Annotated in this window: 21 protein-coding genes and 1 pseudogene; 8 read left to right on the forward strand and 14 right to left on the reverse strand. The window is 35.9% G+C overall.

The window, feature by feature from the left end; genetic code table 11:
* Positions 1–105: 105 nt before the first annotated feature.
* Both QNJ66_RS10050 and QNJ66_RS10055 read right to left on the reverse strand, forming a co-directional pair.
* Positions 106–1038 (reverse strand): cation diffusion facilitator family transporter, encoded by a 933-nt coding sequence (locus QNJ66_RS10050; protein WP_300505945.1) that lies wholly within the window; start codon positions 1036–1038, stop codon positions 106–108.
* 146 nt (positions 1039–1184) lie between these two features.
* Positions 1185–2450 (reverse strand): transposase, encoded by a 1266-nt coding sequence (locus QNJ66_RS10055; protein WP_300505947.1) that lies wholly within the window; start codon positions 2448–2450, stop codon positions 1185–1187.
* Between the two features lie 21 nt (positions 2451–2471).
* On the opposite strand from QNJ66_RS10055, the pseudogene tnpA reads away from it, so the two are divergent.
* Positions 2472–2687: pseudogene (gene tnpA / locus QNJ66_RS10060) on the forward strand (IS200/IS605 family transposase); the annotation flags it as partial.
* A 331-nt stretch (positions 2688–3018) separates the two neighbouring features.
* Here the strand turns inward: tnpA and QNJ66_RS10065 are convergent.
* From QNJ66_RS10065 to QNJ66_RS10080, 4 genes are all read right to left on the reverse strand, one after another.
* Positions 3019–4722, reverse strand: a complete 1704-nt coding sequence (locus tag QNJ66_RS10065; protein ID WP_300505950.1) for an ATP-binding protein — start codon at positions 4720–4722, stop codon at positions 3019–3021.
* A gap of 512 nt (positions 4723–5234) precedes the next feature.
* The gene (locus tag QNJ66_RS10070; RefSeq protein ID WP_300505953.1) at positions 5235–6101 is read right to left on the reverse strand and encodes a prephenate/arogenate dehydrogenase; all 867 of its coding nucleotides are present in this window, start codon (positions 6099–6101) and stop codon (positions 5235–5237) included.
* A 2-nt stretch (positions 6102–6103) separates the two neighbouring features.
* Complete coding sequence (locus tag QNJ66_RS10075; protein WP_300505956.1) at positions 6104–6235, reverse strand: hypothetical protein; 132 nt, start codon at positions 6233–6235, stop codon at positions 6104–6106.
* A gap of 317 nt (positions 6236–6552) precedes the next feature.
* On the reverse strand, positions 6553–7116 hold the full coding sequence (locus QNJ66_RS10080) for a late competence development ComFB family protein (RefSeq protein WP_300505961.1): 564 nt from the start codon (positions 7114–7116) through the stop codon (positions 6553–6555).
* 399 nt (positions 7117–7515) lie between these two features.
* On the opposite strand from QNJ66_RS10080, the gene proS reads away from it, so the two are divergent.
* From proS to QNJ66_RS10095, 3 genes are all read left to right on the forward strand, one after another.
* Positions 7516–9315 (forward strand): proline--tRNA ligase, encoded by a 1800-nt coding sequence (gene proS / locus QNJ66_RS10085; RefSeq protein WP_300505964.1) that lies wholly within the window; start codon positions 7516–7518, stop codon positions 9313–9315.
* A gap of 107 nt (positions 9316–9422) precedes the next feature.
* Positions 9423–10328, forward strand: a complete 906-nt coding sequence (locus QNJ66_RS10090; RefSeq protein ID WP_300505966.1) for a spondin domain-containing protein — start codon at positions 9423–9425, stop codon at positions 10326–10328.
* A gap of 285 nt (positions 10329–10613) precedes the next feature.
* Entirely contained in the window at positions 10614–13601 is a 2988-nt protein-coding gene (locus tag QNJ66_RS10095; RefSeq protein WP_300505969.1) for a tetratricopeptide repeat protein, read from the forward strand.
* Between the two features lie 29 nt (positions 13602–13630).
* Here QNJ66_RS10095 and QNJ66_RS10100 read toward each other — a convergent pair whose 3' ends face one another.
* Complete coding sequence (locus QNJ66_RS10100) at positions 13631–14515, reverse strand: hypothetical protein (RefSeq protein WP_300505972.1); 885 nt, start codon at positions 14513–14515, stop codon at positions 13631–13633.
* A gap of 47 nt (positions 14516–14562) precedes the next feature.
* On the opposite strand from QNJ66_RS10100, the gene QNJ66_RS10105 reads away from it, so the two are divergent.
* Together QNJ66_RS10105 and QNJ66_RS10110 are read left to right on the forward strand one after the other, a co-directional pair.
* The gene (locus QNJ66_RS10105) at positions 14563–15138 is read left to right on the forward strand and encodes a hypothetical protein (protein ID WP_300505974.1); all 576 of its coding nucleotides are present in this window, start codon (positions 14563–14565) and stop codon (positions 15136–15138) included.
* An 11-nt stretch (positions 15139–15149) separates the two neighbouring features.
* Entirely contained in the window at positions 15150–15302 is a 153-nt protein-coding gene (locus tag QNJ66_RS10110; protein ID WP_300506004.1) for a hypothetical protein, read from the forward strand.
* On the opposite strand, the gene QNJ66_RS10115 is transcribed toward QNJ66_RS10110, so the two are convergent.
* Both QNJ66_RS10115 and QNJ66_RS10120 read right to left on the reverse strand, forming a co-directional pair.
* Positions 15299–15667: a hypothetical protein gene (locus QNJ66_RS10115; protein WP_300505976.1), complete on the reverse strand. Its 369-nt coding sequence runs from the start codon at positions 15665–15667 to the stop codon at positions 15299–15301. The genes QNJ66_RS10110 and QNJ66_RS10115 overlap by 4 nt on opposite strands.
* A 36-nt stretch (positions 15668–15703) precedes the next feature.
* A complete protein-coding gene (locus tag QNJ66_RS10120; RefSeq protein WP_300505979.1) occupies positions 15704–15943 on the reverse strand; it encodes a helix-turn-helix transcriptional regulator in 240 nt (79 codons plus the stop codon).
* Between the two features lie 436 nt (positions 15944–16379).
* Between QNJ66_RS10120 and QNJ66_RS10125 the strand changes: the two genes are divergently transcribed.
* Both QNJ66_RS10125 and QNJ66_RS10130 read left to right on the forward strand, forming a co-directional pair.
* The gene (locus QNJ66_RS10125; RefSeq protein ID WP_300505982.1) at positions 16380–17246 is read left to right on the forward strand and encodes a shikimate dehydrogenase; all 867 of its coding nucleotides are present in this window, start codon (positions 16380–16382) and stop codon (positions 17244–17246) included.
* A gap of 44 nt (positions 17247–17290) precedes the next feature.
* On the forward strand, positions 17291–17875 hold the full coding sequence (locus QNJ66_RS10130) for a Uma2 family endonuclease (RefSeq protein WP_300505985.1): 585 nt from the start codon (positions 17291–17293) through the stop codon (positions 17873–17875).
* 128 nt (positions 17876–18003) lie between these two features.
* On the opposite strand, the gene QNJ66_RS10135 is transcribed toward QNJ66_RS10130, so the two are convergent.
* The 5 genes from QNJ66_RS10135 to QNJ66_RS10155 all read right to left on the reverse strand — a co-directional run bounded on the left by QNJ66_RS10135 (position 18004) and on the right by QNJ66_RS10155 (position 21029).
* Entirely contained in the window at positions 18004–18549 is a 546-nt protein-coding gene (locus QNJ66_RS10135) for a Uma2 family endonuclease (RefSeq protein WP_300505988.1), read from the reverse strand.
* Positions 18550–18631: 82 nt separating this feature from the next.
* A complete protein-coding gene (locus QNJ66_RS10140) occupies positions 18632–19825 on the reverse strand; it encodes a TRC40/GET3/ArsA family transport-energizing ATPase (RefSeq protein ID WP_300505991.1) in 1194 nt (397 codons plus the stop codon).
* A 35-nt stretch (positions 19826–19860) separates the two neighbouring features.
* On the reverse strand, positions 19861–20247 hold the full coding sequence (locus QNJ66_RS10145) for a DUF2358 domain-containing protein (RefSeq protein WP_300505994.1): 387 nt from the start codon (positions 20245–20247) through the stop codon (positions 19861–19863).
* A gap of 36 nt (positions 20248–20283) precedes the next feature.
* Complete coding sequence (locus QNJ66_RS10150; protein ID WP_300505997.1) at positions 20284–20619, reverse strand: hypothetical protein; 336 nt, start codon at positions 20617–20619, stop codon at positions 20284–20286.
* Entirely contained in the window at positions 20616–21029 is a 414-nt protein-coding gene (locus QNJ66_RS10155) for a hypothetical protein (protein ID WP_300505999.1), read from the reverse strand. The genes QNJ66_RS10150 and QNJ66_RS10155 overlap by 4 nt, the downstream gene beginning before the upstream one ends.
* Between the last annotated feature and the right edge of the window lie 152 nt (positions 21030–21181).

Here is a 21181-nt window from a genome sequence, read left to right on the forward strand (position 1 = left end):
CAATTATCTTTTTTTGTCCACCCTAAGCTGTAAGGTTAATTAATGATAACTAACATTGATTATAAACATATTTTTATCAATAACAATTACAATATAAACATCTATTTACTTTTCCCTCACTATTATATCCTCTGACCATTTAGCATCTTTTGTAAATATGATATCAATTATTAAATCAGGATAGTTTTGATAAATAACTCTGCTTATTTCTTCCCTAATATTATCTAATTCTTGAATTCCTTTTGGGTTATATTCTGCCGGTAATAACCAATAAATACTAACAAATATTGTATTTCCTATTTTAGTGATTCTTAACCAATACTTTTCTAGAGGAAAGGGAGAAGCTGTGTTTTCAAATAATTGTGTAATATTTTGTTTTATTTTTCTACTAGGAGAAGCTAGTAATAATTGTTTTAAACTTTCAATAATAACTTTAATAGGAACAGGAATAGTAATTAATACAATAATAATAACTAAAGTAGAATCAGCGTAGGGAATAAACCAAGATAAAGACGTATTTTTTATAAATATAATTACCGTAAAAGCAATGCCAACGCTCAAGCTAACTAATCCATTAACTAACCAGTTTTTGGCATCTACTTCTATCATTATTGAACGGGTTTTTTGGGCTATTTTCTTTTGAATTAAGGCAGTTATTAAACAACCACCAGAAGCAATCAAAGCATAAATGACAGCAATATTAGCATTGAGGGTTCTACCACCTTGTAAAATAGCAGTTATAGCAGAGGTTAAAGCAAATAATGATAAGAGAAAAATTAACAGTCCTTTGATAAGATTAACTAAGGGAATAAAACTCAGATAACCAAAGTTAAAATGTTCGTTTTCTGGTTGTTTCTGTAACCAAGCTACTCCCAATGTTATTAAAGCCATAATAAAGCTAACAACATTAAAAAATCCATCTAGCAAAATAGCTTCTGATTGAATAAAAATACCAAAGCTAATGCCTAAAACTGACATAAATAGAGTTACAAAAATGGACAAATTAAGCCCAATTTTTTCTATTTTTTCTTGATTCATTTCTCTAAGATTTCAAAATTTTTACACTGATTGTAACACAAGCAGCATCCTTGTGCTTGTTACAGCCTAGAAAACGATGTTACTCTTGATAATAGTTGCGTGACGTTCTCCCACCGTTAACCGCTTAGGCGGTATAACGGGGGCTTCTAAAAGAGAGATAATTGTATATACTCAGTTCTAGAAGTTTCCTGCTTCACAGGCTGTCCATCGACGAAGCCTCCACAGGCAGACGGGATGAGACCCACCCCATATATTAAAGATGCCTTTTTAAGAATATTTACTGCGGCGTTTTCATCCCTATCCATTGTCAAATTACATTGAGGACATTCATGTAATCTAACTGATAGTGTTTTCGGGACTTTATTACCACAGTTTGAGCAATTTACTGTCGTTCCATGAGGACTCACTTGAACAAACCAAACGCCGCGTTTGACCGCCACTGCTTCTAATTTTGTTAAGAAATTTCCCCAAGCGACATCTAAAATACTCTTTGCTAGAGGGGTTCTAGCTAAACCTTTGATATTTAAGTCTTCACAAGCAATAAAATCATAATTATTTACCAACCAATGTGCTGTTTTGTAGTGCCAGTCTTTTCGATATCTAGCAATTTTTTGATGAGTTAAAGCTATTCTTTTTTGTTGCTTTTCATAGTTTTTTGACCCCTTAACTTTTCTGGCTAATTTACGTTGTTGACGGGCTAAATGATTTTGTCGATTACCATAAATCTTTTTAACCGCAACTGTTTCTCCTTTACTGGTCGTTAAAAACTCTTTCAATCCCACATCAATTCCCACTGCTGATTTAATATTATCTATAGGTACAATATTAGGAATAGTCTCATCTTCGGCTGTAAGACAGACATAATATCCATCAGCTTTTTTGACGATTGTAGCGGTTTTTATCTTAAAACCATCAGGAATCGGGCGATGAACAACTACGGGGATAGCTCCCCATTTCTTTGTCCAGATACAATTATTAAAGAATTTAATAACAGCTTTCGGATGATTAACTCTTGAAAAACTAAAAGACCTTAATTGACCAGCTTTTTTAAATCTAGGTCTTCCTCTTCTTTTACCTTTTTTATCTGGAACTAACCATCTTGTCCAGGCTTTTTCTAATCTTTGAAGATTCATTTGTTGAACTTCGCAGTAGATATTCTTATAGTCAGGGAAAAGAATTTTTGTCTGTTTTAAATCTGATTGCTGAGTGTAATAATTAACTTTTTCTGTTATTTCTCCTATAGGTTCACTAATTAAATTACATCTATCAATGGCACAGCGAGTCCGTCTTAACCAGTCCAAACGCTGACCAAGTGCATAGTTCCAGTGACGACGTAAAAGTTCTAACCACTGGTCTATACACTCTGCTTGCTTTTGATTAGGCTTGATTCGGTACTCATACGTAAGTATCATAATACTATGATTGTAGCATTTGTTGAGTTTAATCCTAAAGTTCAACTTAGTAAATTTATTGCTAATTTAAAAACTGTTTCTTCCCGTTTAATCAGAAAAGATTTTTCAGATCATTTAACTCAATTTTATGGACAAAAATCTGTATTCTGGACTGGTTCTTATTTTATTGCTACTTGCGGTGGCGTAAGAATTGAACAACTTAAACAATATGTTGAAAAACAACAATCTCCTGTTTAAAAGGACTCCCTACGGTCGGTTTATTTGCTGGTCGCAATTTCCAGGGACGTTAACATTCGTATAACGGGAGACCCCTTGCGACATTAAAGTTGGATATAACATAAATTTAACATCTATTAATATTCAACACAGGACGTAAGGTAAATGGGAAAAAGTTCCATTCAGTATTAGCGGCAGCAAGGGTGTGTCTGCAAAGGAGGAAATTACTTGGTTTTTAATATTCTAAATATGAGAGTAATAACAGAAATATTCGAGGGAGTCTAAAGTAGGCTGATATAAATCAATGATTTGACCTTATAGCTCTTAGAAATATTTGGGTGATATTAATCTGTTAAAAACCTAATTCAGCCCTAGCAGTTTCTGCTGCTGCAAACACTTCTTCATCAGGTAATTGTGACCAATCGGTTTCCCCGATTTCCGCGTAAAATTGTTGATCATAAGCACGAGTTCTGATAACAACTGGCATCGGTACAGCATGACCCAATATTAAAGCTTGTTGTTTAGAATCTAACTTTGCTAACACTGATCTTAAATTTTGTCCCCCAGAAACTCCTGTGAAAATAGCATCAATATCTTTTTCATCGTTTAGCAAACAAGTAATTCTTGTCCCTACTTGTGACATTACCTCATTATCAATTCCTGATGGTCTTTGATCCACTACTAAGAGGGTAACAAAATATTTTCGCATCTCCCTAGCAATGGTTCCAAAAATAGTTTGATGAACAATTTTAGAGTCTAAAAAGCGGTGTGCTTCTTCGATAGTAATCACTAATTGTCGGGGGCGATCGCTCGGACTTTTTGTCTGTAAAAATCGCTCTGCTTTTTTGACATAACTCCCATGAATTCGTCGAGTAATCATATTAGTGGCTAACATATAAGAAAGCATATTAGATTGGGAACCAAATTCAATAACAACGTGCTTTCCTGCATCCAAAGATTCTAATACTTGATTAATATAATTATGGGGGCAAGCTGTACGCAAATATTTTAAGTTATCTAATCGCATTAACTTTCTTTGTAGGGACATAATTGACCCTGCATGACCCTGTTTTTCTTGACAAAACATTTTTATATCTTCGTTTGTCATATTTAATAACTGCATGATCCAAGTCTTACCATATTCTGCTTCTAAAATGTTGGCATTATCTAAACTTGCCTCAGAAATTCCTAATTCATGTCCCACTAAACGGATATCTTCTATATCAATTTGATCGTAACTTAAGTATAATTCCTGCGCGTCGTTAACCCCTCTTCTTTTAGTAGATTCAGAATCTAACGTATAAATTTCTACCTGTCCAGGAAACAATTGACGTAATCCCTTAACTGTAGAAACTTCTTTCCCTTCTTTCATCGCTTCCCACCCATATTCTGAGTGCATATCAAACATTAAATTAACCGCAGCTTGTTTACGAATAATTCCAGAAATTAACAAGCGAGTTAAAAAAGATTTGCCTGTTCCAGACTTCCCAAAAACCCCATTACTACGCTCAACAAAACGGTCTAAATCAATACAAATCGGTACATCCATATCTAATGGTTGTCCGATGGCAAAATTGCGCCGTGTGGGGTCATCTTCCCAACCAAAAACCGCCCGAAAATCTTGCTCAGAAGCTTCATAAACTTGACTAAAATGGGTTGGTATGGTCTTAACTGGAAGCAGTTCTAAATCAGCATTAGTTTGCGCTTGAAACGATCCTAAAGAAGTGTCTTCGGTTTGAGAATTGTTCTTTTTCTCCCCTTCTGTGGGGGTAAACATTAACATGGGTGCAAGTTCCACGTTGCCATAAGTAGCACTTCCAGCTAAGACATCCCTCATAAATGTATCTTGAAAACTGGGAGGGTTGGCTAAAATACGAGGGTTAGCGGTTCCTAAAGAAACATCTGTCAGCAAACAGAAAAACCGCGATCGCACCCCTTGCACCACCAAAAATTTTCCCACTCGCATTTGTTCGACGGAAACATCAGAATGTAAACGAACTTCTAACCCTTGTGAAAGGGAACCTTGAACAACGGCACCGAGGGGCTGATCTGTCATTTTTAACAGGAATTTATACACTACATATAGGGTTACTGTATACAACTGCAACCCTATGGGTATTGTATCGTAGGGAACAAGGTTATTACTGAGACTTGATGAGTGCTTAGGCAAATTTAACCATAAAATTGCGGTTAGAACACAAAAGCAGAATAGGAAAAAGTTACAATTAATGCTCTTATTTCCTATTTTCGGTTTATTCTCAGCTATTTACTTAGGACATTGGTAGTTTTTCTAGTTCTTTCTCTTTCTTTATGGTTTGGGTCTTCAAGGCAAATTTTTCTTTTTGACTGTTCAAACAGCCTAGAAATAGGCTTCCTAGCAACAATGTTACCATAAAGCTGAAAAAAGCCGTATTAGCAGAAATTCCTAGTAGAATTAAGCTAAAGTTCACAAAAAGCTTCTGAAACGGATTAACCGTATTGTTACTAGCCATTGACCTTAAAACTTTGTACAAAGTTTTTCTAGAATTTCTAAAATTATATACCGAATTAAGTGTTTCTGCGGAAAAATTAAGAATTATTTTCCGAACTTTTTTCTAGTTGGATAAATGGCGATCTCTCTTTTTGTGTGATCATCAGTAATTTTTCTAAGGAGTCCCATTGTTCGGTCTTTATATATTCTGTGATCTCGTCGAGTTGTTCACGATAACCCTGTAAAGCGTGCAATAAAGCGGTTTGATTATATTTAGCCATCATTACCCCTAACTCGGGGTTTCCTCCTCCAACACGACTGGTATCTCTGAAACCAGAACTCGCTAATTTTTGAGCTAATTTTAAAATATTTTTTTCTTTTTCTTCCGAACAAGCAGCGATTAAACTAGCACTAATTATTACGGGTAAATGGGAAATCCAAGCAACAGATTGATCGTGTATTTCGGGAGAACAAGTATGGACAATAGATCCTAAAGATTGAGCTAATTTTTCTAAAATATTAATGCTATTTTTGCTTGTTTTTTCTGTGGGTGTAATCACATAAGGAGCATTTTTAAATAAGTTTTCTTGTGCCGCTTCTATACCTTGTTCCGCCGTTCCAGCCATAGGATGACCCCCAACAAAATTAGGCCATAATAGCTCACATTCTTTAACTATAGAAGTTTTAACCGATCCTACATCAGTAATAATAGCCTCTGAGTTTAAATGAGGAGTTAATTGTTTTAAGGTTTGAGAAATTAACCCTATAGGAGTACAAATAAAAATAAAATCAACAGTAGACAGAGAGCTTAAGTTAATATTTGCATGGTTAACAACACCCTTTTCTAATGCTCTTCGACAGGTGCTTTCTTTCCGAGAAACACCATAAATAATATGTCCACATTTACGTAAGTCTAATCCTAATGAACCGCCAATTAATCCTAAACCAATGATTCCGATTTTCATGTTTAATTTTCTCGCTTATGATAATCTTGACAATTAATAGCTGCTTCTGTACTTGCTTGAAACGGATTAACAGGACATTTTAAACGGTAATCATTAGTAAAATATTGACAGTTACTACAAGGAATTTTGTGCATTTTTTTGGCTCTTTTTATGACATCCACTATCATAGCTATCACACTACTACTCAATACCAAAATAAACACCCAAGCTGTTATTAAACGAAGGGGAATAATTAAGGTTTGTATCCTATTTATTAAGCTGAATATTAAGATTAACACTTGAATTATTTAATTCTTTTCATCATCAATACTAACACTTTTTTTCAGAAAATTAGCTTAAGAAAATATTGAGAGTTACCAATAATATTGTTGACTCTTAAGAAGAAGGGTGTCTAAAGAATTTATTTTTCCTAACTTTACTATTGGTAATAATTGAAAGTGTTAATTTCTTTTTATCTCCTCCTTTGGGATGGCTTATATCCTCGGGATAATTCGCTATTTAGCTGACTAGAAACAGATGTTAAAGCTGCAAATTCTTGATCTTCTTTGCTGATATTTTTAGATTTAAACCTAGCAACTAATGGGTAGAGAACCCTATACAAATTTTCCCAAGAAAGTTTTTGGCTGTTACTAATAATTCCTTTTTGTTTTAAAATAATTTCTAATTTACTTAAGGATTTTTTAGCCAATTCCTGTTTAGTATAATCTTCTGAAACAAGAGGAACGACTTTTTTGATTGGATCTCTTTCAATAGCAGCTAAAGCTCGACGAACAGCTGAGGTTATTTGTTCTTTATATTGTTGCTGTCCTATTCGTTTTTGATGCTCTTTTCCTACCAAACTAGAGGCATAAAGGGCAGGTAAGCGATTGAGAGCGTAGGTAGCAACTTCAACTTTATTTATGTATTTTTTGATTTTTTCAGGATAATACTTCAGTTGTTTATCAATTTCTTCTTGTACTAATAATTCCATTATATTAATATGAAGTTTAGCTCCACGGTTTACATAATAGTTCATGATTTAATCCTCAACATAAAAGCTATAAAACCCACTAAATAACCAGTTATTTCTCTAAATAAAAAAGCAAACTGATAAGAAATTTAGGAGCATTAAAAATAACGAGAAAATACGTATGCTTGATTTTCTTTATTTTTCTCTATCCATAATTATACGCAAATTACTGAAAATTGTCTATTTTTTTTTGAATCTCATTAACTTCATTAAATCTTTATAAAAAATGGGTAACTTTATCAAATCTTTATAAAAAAATCAGTGTTTTTACATAAGCTCTCGTTGTTAACTACGGGGTTTAAATTAACAACTACCTAAGAGATAAAAGAGATAATTCTTAACAACTTGGTAGAAACCCCCAAAAAATGCGATAATAACTATCTGGTAATTGCGAGGAAACCCTGAATGCGACTCTCTCAGATGCTTTTTGTCACCCTACGTGAAGATCCCGCCGAAGCAGAAATTCCTAGTCATAAACTACTATTAAGAGCAGGTTATATCCGTAGAATTGGTAGTGGTATTTATGCCTACTTACCTCTGATGTGGCGTGTATTACAAAAGGTTTCGCAAATAGTACGTGAAGAAATGAACGCGGCCGGGGCCGAAGAATGTCTCTTACCGCAGTTGCAACCGTCGGAGTTGTGGAAGGAGTCGGGACGATGGGAAACTTATACCAAAGCAGAAGGGATAATGTTTTCCTTGATAGATAGACAAGAAAGGGAGTTAGGGTTAGGGCCAACCCACGAAGAGGTAATTACAACAGTGGCCAAAGATATGATCCGTTCCTATCGACAATTACCTGTTAATTTGTATCAAATTCAAACAAAATTTCGGGATGAAATTCGCCCTCGTTTCGGCTTAATGCGAGGTCGAGAATTTATTATGAAAGATGCTTATTCTTTCAACGAAAATGAAGCCAGTTTACAAAAAAGTTACGACGCAATGGATCAAGCTTATCGTAATATTATTAGTCGTTGTGGGTTAGCATATAGAGCAGTAGAAGCTGATTCTGGAGCTATTGGTGGGTCGGCTTCCCAAGAATTTATGATCCTCGCCGAAGCAGGAGAAGATGAGGTTTTATACACAGAAGATGGTAAGTATGCAGCCAATGTAGAAAAGGCCATGTCCCTTCCTGCTGATGTAGAAAAATCACCTTTTACGACTTACGAAAAAAAAGAAACACCCGATTCTAATACTATCGAAAAAGTGTGTAAAATTTTGCAATGTTCTCCTACGAATATTGTTAAAAATGTGCTTTATGAAGCGGTTTATGATAATGGTAAAACTGTTTTAGTTTTAGTTAGTATTCGAGGGGATCAAGAGGTTAATGAAGTTAAATTGAATAATGAGTTAGTGAAACTTGCGCCACAATATCAAGGAACTACCCTATTATCCTTAACTGTTCCTGATGAAAATGCCCAGAAAAAATGGGCTAATGAACCGTTACCTGTAGGTTATATTTCCCCAAGTTTGGAAGATGATTATATTGCTTCTGGGGACTATATTGAATCGAAGTTTTTAAGAATAGTTGATCAAACCGCTGTTGACTTAAAAAACTTTGTTACAGGAGCCAATGAAACCAATTATCATGTAATGGGAGCAAACTGGGGTCAAGAGTTTCAATTACCTAAATTAGTGTGTGATATTAGAACAGCAATGATCGGCGATCGCGCGGTTCATGATCCCAGTCAAATATTAGCCAGTGCGAGAGGAATTGAAGTCGGTCATATTTTCCAATTAGGTACTAAATATTCCGAGGCAATGGGAGCAACCTTTACCGATGAAAATGGGGAAGAAAAACCCATTGTCATGGGATGTTATGGTGTCGGTGTTTCTCGTTTAGCCCAAGCTGCTGTAGAACAATCCTATGATAAAAATGGCATAATTTGGCCCGTAGCGATCGCCCCTTATCATGTCATTATTGTTGTGCCGAATATTAAAGATAAAAATCAAATGGAAGTAGCCGAAAACTTATACAACGAATTGAATAAAATAGGTGTAGAAACCATCTTAGACGATCGCGATGAACGAGCAGGAGTTAAATTTAAAGACGCTGATTTAATCGGTATTCCTTACCGTGTAGTGACAGGAAGATCCTTGAAACAAGGTAAGGTTGAAGTGGTTACTCGAAAAACACAAGAATCCCAAGAAATTGACCTAACAAATCTAATAGAAACCTTAACAAATTGGGTGATATCTTCTTAAAATATCATAAAATTTTGCTGAGACAAACTTTATAATTTTCTCAGGCAATTCTCAGATAGTCTTATTAACTTTATCAAAAGATTATCGACTAAATTTTGAATTCCGCCATGATCAACTTATTCAAGAATACCAACCCATTGTTAATGGGTTTAACGTTTGCTTCTATTTTCAGCAGCGCATCAGCAGTCCAAGCATTAACCCTGAAAGTTGAAATAGAAAACCTTGGTCCAAATGGTGGTGTTGCACTCACTCCTGTTTGGGTGGGATTTCATGATGGTAGCTTTGATAGTTACAATACTGGACTCCCTTCTGAGCGAGGGTTAGAGCAAATTGCTGAAGACGGTATACCTACCACCATATCCGAAGATTTCCTCAATAATTTAACCTATGTTCAAGGTGGTGCAAGTGGAATTTTTTCAAGCTCTCAAGTGGGAACTCGTGTTGATGGTGGTGTTGGTGACGGTCCTATTACCGCAGGAACTACAGTCACTACGGAATTTCAAATAACTCCAGATGATTCTAATCGTTACTTCTCCTATGCATCGATGGTTCTCCCTTCCAATGATTATTTTATTGCTAATGGTAATCCCTTTGCTCATAATTTAACCAGTTTATTTACGGGAGAAGACTCCTCAATTTCATTTTTGATCGGACAAGCAAACACCATTAACGATGCTGGAACGGAAGTCAATGATTTTGCTACTTCTGCTGGTAATGGTTTATTCCAACCTGGATTACCTGACGGACAACCAGAACCAGGCATAGGTGAGCCTCAAAATGGCCTTAACGTCAATGTTGCTAATCCTTATGCTAATTTCCTCAATACACCGGCAGATTTTGACACGAATTTTGCCAGTCTCAATTTTAATAATACTGATCTTTATCCTAATGGTATTGCCCGTGTGACCATTACAACAGTAGCTGTTCCTGAATCATCCACCACTGTCGGTTTAATTGCGATCGCAGGATTATTCTTGGGTGCTGGTTTACGTCGTCGTCATCATTCTAAATAATTTTACTGATTAGTTTTTCGTAGGGACTTAAGATGATTAAGTCCCTAAGCTTTAAGCATCTAAATTACCATACTAGACTGACGGGGAGAAGGGAAAGGTAATTTGTTGCTTAGCACAACAGCTTATAAATTAAAGTGACAGTTGGGGAAATTTTGTGACATTCTCTTCAATTTTACTTTCATCAATTTTTTTATACTTGTAATGCGTTATGGGAAAACGGCTCAAAAAAATTTTTGATATCATCTAACTTATAACTGGTAACTGCTCACTCTTCACTGATAACTGATGAAAGCAATATTAAGTAGTCTCATAACCTTGGGTATTTGTCTAACTCCTATTAACCCTATATTGATCCTTCAACCCGCAACAGCACAAACTGAAAATTTACTACAACAAATACAGCAAATACAACAACAAATACAGCAAATACAACAACTAAGACGACAAGCGATACAGCAAGCAAGACAGGGAAAACCTTTTGAGTCTATAGAAACCTTTAAACAATTACTTACTATTGCACAACAACAGCAAGATAGGGAGTTAGAAGCGTTTTCTTTGTCAGGTTTAGGGTTTAACTATAGTAATATTGGGCAACCTCAGCAAGCTTTAAAAAAATATGAGCAAGCATTGTTAATCTTTCGGGAAATTGAAAATCGCTTGGGAGAAGTTGCCACTCTCAGTAGGATTGGTCTAGTTTATTATCGTATCGGCCAACTCAAGGAATCATTAGACTACTATCAACAAGCATTACCTATCACCAGGGAAGTTGGCGATCGCTTAGGAGAAGTGAATAATCTTAATGTTATTGGAGACATTTACTACAACATCGGCCAACCCAAGGAAGCATTAGGCTACTATCAACAAGCTTTACCTATCATCAGGGAAATAGGTGATCGCTCTAGAGAAGCGATCATTCTCAATAATATTGGCTTCGTTTACAGCAACATCGGCCAACCGACAGTGGCATTAGACTACTATCAACAAGCTTTACCCATCAGGAGGCAAGTGGGCGATCGCTCTGGTGAAGCTGACACTCTCAATAATATTGGCTTCGTTTACAGCAACATCGGCCAACCCAAGGAAGCATTAGACTACTATCAACAAGCATTACCTATCATGAAGGAAGTAGGCCATCGCTCTGGTGAAGCTGTTACTCTCAATAATATTGGTTTAGTTTACCGCAGTATCGGCCAACCCAACAAAGCATTAGACTACTATCAACAAGCATTACCTATCATGAAGGAAGTTGGCAATCGCTCTGGTGAAGCTGTTACTCTCAATAATATTGGTTTAGTTTACCGCAGTATCGGCCAACCCAACAAAGCATTAGACTACTATCAACAAGCATTACCTATTATCAGGGAAGTTGGCGATCGTTCTAAGGAAGCAAAAACTCTCAGTAATATTGGCGTAGTTTACAACACTATCGGCCAACTAGAAGAAGCCCTAAAATATTTTCAACAAGCATTACCTATGATCAGGGAAGTTGGCGATCGCTCTGGGGAAGTTCCTATTCTAAATAATCTTGGTTTCGTTTACGACAACATCGGCCAACCCACGGTGGCATTAGACTACTATCAACAAGTATTACCTATCACCAGGGAAGTGGGCGATCGCTCTGGGGAAGCTAGAACTCTCAATAATATTGGCTTAGTTTACCACCGCATAGGGCAACCCATGGTGGCATTAGACTACTATGAACAAGGGTTACTCATCATGAGAGAAGTGGGCGATCGCTTGAGTGAAGCTGGTACTCTCAGTAATATTGGGGGAGTTTACCGAGATACAGATCGCCCCGTCGAAGCTCTTAAATATCTAGAAGATGCTGTTAATATTACCTTAGAAATGCGTCAGGGTTTAAAAAGGGAAGATAGAAAGGCATTTTTAAAACAAAAACAAGAACAAGGAACTGCTATTGCACTGATTGAACTTTTAATCGAACAAAATCAACCTGAAAAAGCTTTTGAATGGTCTAACCTTTTCACAACTTATGATTTAGCAGACTATAATCGTTTAATTAATGCACAAGTAGCTGACCCTGAAATACAAAAAGAGATTAATGACTGGAATCAAAAAAATGAACAATTAAACTTTCTTAGACAACAATTAGATAAAGAACATTCTCCAGAAAAAGCACAACAAGTTAATGAACTGCAAGCAGAATTAAATCTACAAGCAGAAGCTATTGCTGATCAATATCCCGAAGTAGCAGAATTATTTGAAATTAAACCCACAGATATTGCTACTTTAAGGGAAAATATTGCTCTAGATACTGCTATTATTCAACCTGTCATCTTATCGGATAAAATTGCGCTGTTTATTCTCACTTCTGAAGAATTAAAAGTAATTACACAAGATATTGATAGTGAGGAATTTAATCAATTAATTACCCAGTATCGTCAGGAACTATCAGATTATAAAAATGCCAATGTATTTGTTACTGGCGAACAGATTTATGATATTTTAATTCGTCCCGTAGAATCTGAAATTAAAACCATTGCTCCTAAAAATTTAGCGATTATTGCTACAGGAAAACTGCGTTATATTCCCTTTGAAACTTTATCTGATCCAGAAACAGGAGAATTTTTATTAGAAAAATATCCTATTCATTATTTAACTCGTATTAGTACCAGCGCGATACCTACTGACACTTCTTTACAAAAGGGGGAAAAGAATATGAAAGCGTTGGTTTTAGCTAATCCTAAACCAACTCAAGAAACCCTACCAGGAACTGAAAAAGAAGCTCAACATCTTATGGATAATTTCCCAGGAAGTGAAGCTTATTTAGGAACAGATGCTACCTTACAAACTTTTGAGGAAAATGCTTCACGTTTCTCTATTTTACACTTAGGAACTCATGGCTGTTTTGACCCTGATGGTTGTCCAGATTTAGGGATGGAAGCTAATACTATTTTATTTGCTAATAACGAACAATATCACATCGCTGACGCTGATTTATTAGGGTTAAAAAATACAGAAATCTTAGCCTTAAGTGCTTGTCAAACTGCCAAAGAAGCTAACGCTAACGGACGAGAATTATCGGGTTTAGCTTTTGTTTTAGAAAGAGCAGGAGCAAAAACAGTTCTGGCTAGTTTATGGAATGCAGATGATAATATTAGTGCTAATATTATGAAGGATTTTTATACAAATATTAAGGAAGAAGGAATGAGTAAAAGTGAAGCAATGAGACAAGCAAAAATAAGTCATATTCAAACAGGAGAAAAAATTCATCCTTTTTTTTGGTCACCTTTTATTTTAATTGGCAACAATTAGTTTCAGTGATATAATATGAGTGTAATTCATTACTTAGGAATAGATGGAGCTAAAATCATTACTTGTCCTTGATTATAAGTTTTTATAGCTAAAACTGCAGGAACTTGTTTTTTATCAGCATTTTTATCCAACCCGAAAAAACAATAAATTATATCATTATTTTCTAGTAATAATCGCCAGATTCTCGGTTCTTTTAAAGTGGGATCATTATCTTCAAATCCTCGAATATATTCAAATAAACTTAAGTCTCCAATAAAACGAGAATTCTTTAAACTAGGATTAGTAAAAATATCATCTAAATCTCTTCCTAATACTAATTTATCTTTCGGAAAAATGTAGGTAAATACAGGTAAAGTAGAAGTTTCATTAATTGCATCTCGACGTGCATCATCCCATCCTTGACTTCTTGCTAACCAAAATAAAACAATTAATAACCAAATAACAATAATTAAATCTTTTCTCAGGGAAACAGGAATAAGAGTTGCTGATTCTCGCACAAACTTAGATACTGAACATTGATGAAAAGTTTTAGCATACTTTCTCAAAAAATATTTTACTGTTTGCCATTTTCTACGACGAGATACACCATTTAAAGGTTCGGATAAAGGTAAAATAAAAGCAACCGTTAGGGGTTCCACAAACCAAAGCGTTATTTTAATAGTAGTTGCAACTAAAAATAATGCTAGAATAGTTTTAGTAAATGCCGAGCCATTACCTACAAAAACTTGAATAGGAACAAAAAAGAAGGATCGAAAGGGAAATGATAATTGTGTTAATTCTAATTGAAAATAACCAAAATAAGCCCAACGATAGATCCATCCTGTAAAATAAAGAAAAATTGCTAGCAACCCCAAAATACTAGCCAAGGTTCCTACAATCTCTGTATTATCTTGTGAAGGTTGATTATTGAACATAAATACCTCACTCCTTGATTATACATTTCATATTATCCCATTTAATCATGATAAAACTTACCACTAAAATCATTACCATTGCTTCTTTGACTGTTGGATTAGGATTTTATTTGATACAAAAACATAGTTTTTCTTTACCCTCTCCTGAAATAAAATCCACTAAAGTGCAAAATAATACTATACCTGTAGCATTACCCTATGATGCCACAGTAAAATTAAAAACAGGTAGCACAATGTCAGGAAAAATTATAGGGTTTGAGCAACAACAGTCAATGATTACTCTACAAAGAAGTAGACAATCTAAAAAAATATCCATGGCTGATATTAACAAAGTAGAATTTGGAGGAGAAGTTAAATTTATCCATAGTGGAGAAGTTATAATAAGAGGAGAAGATGATGATTTTGACCCCAACACAAGACAAATTTGGCAAGAACCCTTAAACCATTTTAAAATAACTAATGCTCAAGATGGAAAAGCTGAAGTAATTTTATCTAATCTGAGTAAAGGTAAATTAAGAGGAGTTGTTGCTGTTTCTCAAACCAATACTTATGTTGTGGATGAACTCAGTTTTGATAATAATAATAATCAGATAAATTTAAACGTCATTCCTTATTCAGAATAATCTCAAACATAATGTCAATTATTACCGGAAAAACGAAACTATTAGGAATCATTGGTGATCCCGTCGAACATTCTTTATCCCCTGTCATGCAAAAAGAAGAGCCTAAACCTCAAGATAAAAACACTGATCAAGACTACGTAATCAATCCAGTTCATGATATTTAAGATGGGTTTTGTAATTGTTCTAATCTTGTTTCAAGATTTCTAAATCGTTGTTCAATATCGAGATGTTCTGATTCATTAGTAATGCTATAACCGATTAATTGTTCAATGCGTCTCTCATTACGGTTAGACCTTGCAATAAATTGGTTTATCTCCTCAATCATTATCTGCAATGTCTCTCTTTCCCGTTCTTGGGAATCTTTTAATTGTTCTTGAGCCTCTTTCAACTGTTCTTGAGCATCTTGAAATTGAAGTTGTCTTTCTCTAAATTCAAATTGACTTTCTTGCAGTTGAATCTGTCTCTCTTGCAGTTGTCTTTGAACTGCTAACATCCCTTCAATGGTTTTCTGGATTTCTTCAAAAGTCATGATATTTTAGCGATTAATGTTTCTTTGACCGGGTAGTTAGTCATCAAAACTAACTCCTAAATTAATATTGAGAGCCTTTTCTACTTTTCTAACAAGGTTCTCTGTCACTGGCGATCGCAGATCCTCGTTTTCTAATTGATACCAATAGGATCGACTGATGTTACTTTGTCGACAGATTTCACTTAATGACCGTTTGTCATTTTCCCTTGCCTGTTTGATTTTTTTCCCTAGATCGGGAAAGTCTCGAACTGTTTCTGTAATTCGCTTAACTTGCACTATTGTTGTACTCGTTTATTTACCTCAACTCTATAATTTTATTGTACATTGTCCACAGACGGTTGACAAGTGTTTGCAGACAACGTACAACTAAAAACAGAGAAAACTTACTAATAATCCTTAAAGCACTTTAAAATAATTAATGCTCAAGATGGCCAAGCAGAAGTCATTTTATCAGCCTTCGGCTGGGAGGCAGAGGGCAGAAGGCAGAAGGCAGGAGGTTGTTCTTTCTTAGAAGATATCTCTGCACTATAGCAGCGAACCAGCCCTTGGGTTTAAAACCCCACCGTCTGCACGGTGTCTACAATTTGTTGGGGTTGAATCCCCATCAAATTGATCCTCCTGCCCCCTGCCCCCTGCCTCCTGCCTTTCAACTAACTTCTGACTTCTGACTTCATTGAACTGTCATTCCTTATTCAGAATAATCTCAAACATAATGTCAATTATTACCGGAAAAACGAAACTATTAGGAATCATTGGTCATCCCGTCGAACATTCTTTATCCCCTGTGATGCAAAATGCAGCCATAGAACATTTAGGGGTAGATTATATTTATGTTCCTTTCCCAGTCAAACCCGAAAACTTAGCAACTGCTTTGCATGGTTTTGCAACCATCGGTGTGATGGGATTTAATGCAACCATTCCCCATAAACAAGCTATCATCCCTCTCTTATCAGAGATTACCACAAATGCCCAATTAGTGGGAGCAGTTAACACAGTTTGGCGCACAGAAACAGGGTGGAAAGGGACAAATACCGATGTAATTGGCTTTTTAGCCCCCCTGAAACCCCTTAAACGCCCCTGGAACACCATTAAACCTATTATCCTGGGAAATGGAGGCGCAGCGAGAGCCGTGGTGGTGGGATTAGCGGAATTGGGCTGCCCCGAAATTGCGGTTGTGGGACGTGATCGCGACAAGTTAGAGCAATTTAAGCAAAGTTGGCATAATAGCGACCTTAAAGCCTCTGTAACCGTCCATTCCTGGGATGAATTATCGGGGTTGGTATCAGAAAGCCAGTTAATTGTGAATACTACACCCATCGGTATGTTTCCCCATACAAATAATTCTCCTGTTGACAGTCATATTTGGGAAAAATTTCCTGAAAATGCCATCGCCTACGACTTAATTTATAATCCTAGTCCCACTAAATTTCTCAAAGATGCGCAACCACAGGGATTAAAGATTATTGATGGTTTAGATATGTTAGTCTATCAAGGAGCAGCGGCCTTAGAAATTTGGGTGCAAAAACCTGCACCTGGAGAGGTTATGAGTCAAGCTTTGAAACAATATCTTTTTAATTAACTTATAGCTTTTCTTGAACTGATAACTGATAACTGATAACTGAAATGACCCTGACAAAAACCCGTTTAACCCTTCAAGAATACCTCAACTATGATGAAACAGATACAACTTATGAACTGGTAAATGGAGAATTAATTGCCATGAGTTTGGGAATGGGAAAACATGGTGAAATTGCTGATTTTCTCAACTATTGTTTTCGTCAAGAAATTAAGCATCTTAGTAAACCTTGGGTATCAAAACATAAGTTGATTGGTATTCAATCACCCCGTGGATCTCGATGGGACACGGTTCGCATTCCTGATGTGGTGGTTTTATCAACTTCTCAATGGCAACAACTACAAAACCGTGAAGCGGTTATTCTACTCGATGAACCCTCACCTATTTTAGTAGTAGAAGTGGTTAGCGAATCAACTAAAAATATTGATTATCGTGCCAAACGTTCTGAATATAGTGTACTCGATATTCCTGAATATTGGATTGTTGATCCCCTTGAAGAAAAAGTGACTATTCTATCTTTATCCGAGGGATTTTATGATGAGACTATCTTTACTTCTTCAGATATGGTGAAATCTCCTACTTTTACTGAATTTAATTATACTGTATCTCAAATTTTAGAGGGGGATATTTAATTATCCTTACTTATATATTTAAACATTTTTGAAGTAAATAACATCACTATTATCTAATGTATTCTGGCATTGAATTCCTAAGCGATCTTTTAGTTTTGATTCAAGTTCAGTATTAAGGTTTAAGGTAATCATGTTATTTTCCTTGTTTGAGTCATCTCCATAAGCTGATTAACAGTTATATTTTCTATGTCATCCAAGGTAGGTAAACTATCTTCTTTTGTGTAGATTAGAGGTAATTCTGTTCCTTGCCAAACCCATACTTGTTCCCGTTGTAGATCGATTAACCAGGCCAGTTTAGTATCATTACTAAGACAATGAAGAATTTTGCTTTGTAAACTCAGAGTACCTTGATCCGGAGAACGAATTTCGATCATCCAATCTGGTGAACCTTGCAAGGGACAATCTTCAGTTGGTAAGCGTGTATTTTTAACAACAGCAATATCAGGAACAGGAGAAAAAGGTGGAACTATGCAACGAAATTCCTGAATCGCTTCATAATCGTTGGTTTGTTGATTAATTTTGTTAACTAAATTACGCTGTAATCTAGAATGAAAAAGGGTTGGCATGGGTTTTTGTTGCGCCTGTCCATCGATAAATTCCCATGCAGGAGATGTTTCAATATTGGGTTGGGTGAGAAATGTCTCTAATAGGGAAGATATAAGAGGCGATCGCATAGTTTAGAAATCAGTAAACATTCATCTTAATATTATTGTAGGGGCTTAATATTATTAAACCCCTACGAGTTTTGTTAACAATCTACGCTTTGGCAGCAACTCCACTACTAAAACGAATTTTCAAGAAATCTTCTTCCATTTTTGCCCCCGAAGGTTTCAACGCAGCTAACGCTTGCGGTAATACTAAATTACGGCGATGATTACCGATTCTAATATTCAATTCATCTCCTGTTTTATTTAGTTGTACCTTTTCTTTAGGAATTCCTGGTAAATACAATTCTAAACTGTAATCTTGACCAGCTTGTACAACCCTAATGGTATCTTCTTGATGATAAACTTGTGCGGGATCTTCATCTTTATAGAGGGTTTCTTTTAACCTTTCTAATGCTTCCATGCCACACATTTCTTGAGAAAATAATGGCACTTCTTTCACTGGTAAAGGATGGAAATTATCATGAATTTCTTGCTTATAAATTTGTTGATTATTCTTCCATTTTTCAAAGAAGGGATCCTTAACTGTTTCAGGAATGATACGGTTAGCAACTACTAAATCTGTAGAAACATTATACAAACTGAGATAAGCATGGGCCCGCAAAGATTCTTTAATGACCATTTTTTCAGGATTTGTCACCAAACGCACAGAGGTTTGCTTGTTATCCGTCAAAACCTTTTCTAATTCTTCGATTTGCTCGTAAAATTCGTAAGGTGCGTCCATTACTTCTTTATCAGGTAAAGAAAATCCTGCGATCGGTCTGAACAAAGGTTCTACCAAAGGACGCAAGGCCACGGACATCCCTTGTAACGGTTTATAAAATCTTCTCATATACCAGCCTCCCACTTCAGGAATACTCAGCAGACGCAATGCGGTTCCTGTGGGGGCCGAGTCGATAACTAAAACGTCGTATTCCCCTTCGTCGTAGTGGCGTTTCATGCGAACTAAGCCAAAAATTTCGTCCATCCCTGGTAAAATGGCTAATTCTTCCGCTTGTACCCCGTCGAGTCCTCTAGCTTGTAATACCTGGGTAATATAACGTTTAACTGCCCCCCAGTTTCCTTCAAGTTCCATTAATGCGTCTAGTTCGGCCCCCCAAAGGTTGGGACGTACGGAACGAGCTTCATGTCCCAATTCTAAATCAAAACTATCCGCTAGAGAATGGGCCGGGTCGGTACTTAACACCAGGGTTTTATAACCTAACTCAGCACATCTCAGGCCAGTGGCCGCAGCGACGGAAGTTTTCCCAACTCCCCCTTTACCCGTCATAAGGATTACACGCATGGTTCTCTCAGAAAAATTTACATTACTTATCTTTATTATGAAGGATTTGGGACAAAATGTTGTTTGAGAACATCCCAACGAGAACAGTTCCAGTAGTCAATATGGGAGATAATCAGGTTTTGCTCATTAAAGGTCATTTCGCTACGTCCTGGGATGGAAATAGGGGGTTTCCAGGGTAAAGGTGTTGTCCAGTGTAGGGTCCATTGGGTGTGAATAATATTATCACTTTGATAGATATTGTGCAATTCTAAGTCAATATTTTTGAACCAAGTTGACATAAATTGGATCATTTCTTGATAGCGTTTGATTCCTGTAAACTCAGTCATGGGATCTTTAAAATACACATTGTCAGCGTAAATAGAATAGGTTTGGTTCTTGGGAAAGTTTTGATAATCGTTTTTGATGTTTTCTAGGAGGTTCATAATACTTGTTTTTTGATCAATATCATATTTTGTATATTAAACAGAGACTTGAGTTAATTCATGGGGATGTTTAAATAATTGGCCATCACTTTGATAATATACTTCATATTCCGACCCAAGTTCTTGTCTTAATGATAGCCAAAGCTGATATCCTTCTTGTTTGAAAGTTTCTTCAGCTTGAGGAGATGAAAAACCTGACTCTGGAGGATATTCTTCATTTAAAGTAAGATCAAAATTATCTTGCCATTGATGTAAACGTTTAATAGTTTTGGAGCATAAAGGTAATTCTTCAGGTGCAAAATTATCAATTTCGTCCACTCCCCAAAGAGGGTAGGAACCATAATCAGCCCATAATTTAATGCGTTGTTTCATTTTTGAAAACCTCTTTTATATTTAGTAATTAACCGAGTTGGAGTAGGATTAGCACTTACAATATAGCCATTAGAAGCAATTTCTACAGACAGGTAGTGAGTTAATTCGTTAAAGATAAATTCGTAAATCTGTCGGCTTTTCCCTTGAATTCCGATCAAGTTACCATCAATAACTGCTGTCATAATAAAGTCAGGAATTTGTTGGGATGAAATTCCTCGATTTAGAAAATCTATAGAGTGATTTTCTACAATATGAATAAAACCAGCCTTGATGTTACCTTGTTCAAGAAAAATGATTAGGTTACTTTTAGTTTTAGCAATTCTAATGATGAAAGATGGATTATGCTTTATTCTTTTTTGTTCAAGTTCTTTACACAATCTTGTCTTAGTTTCATCATCAGAAAATTTCATAAGTCTCCTGAAGTTATTAGTTATATGAACTACCCCAACTTTTGAGAAGTTGGGGTTTCTAAAGACCCCAAACTTTTCTTATGTTGTTGAGATTTTTGTCGCTTCATCTCCCCAAGTTGCTTCATAGAGCCAGTATGTTTACGAGTCCGAGA

The organism is Crocosphaera sp. (assembly GCF_030064895.1).
GTDB lineage: Bacteria > Cyanobacteriota > Cyanobacteriia > Cyanobacteriales > Microcystaceae > Crocosphaera.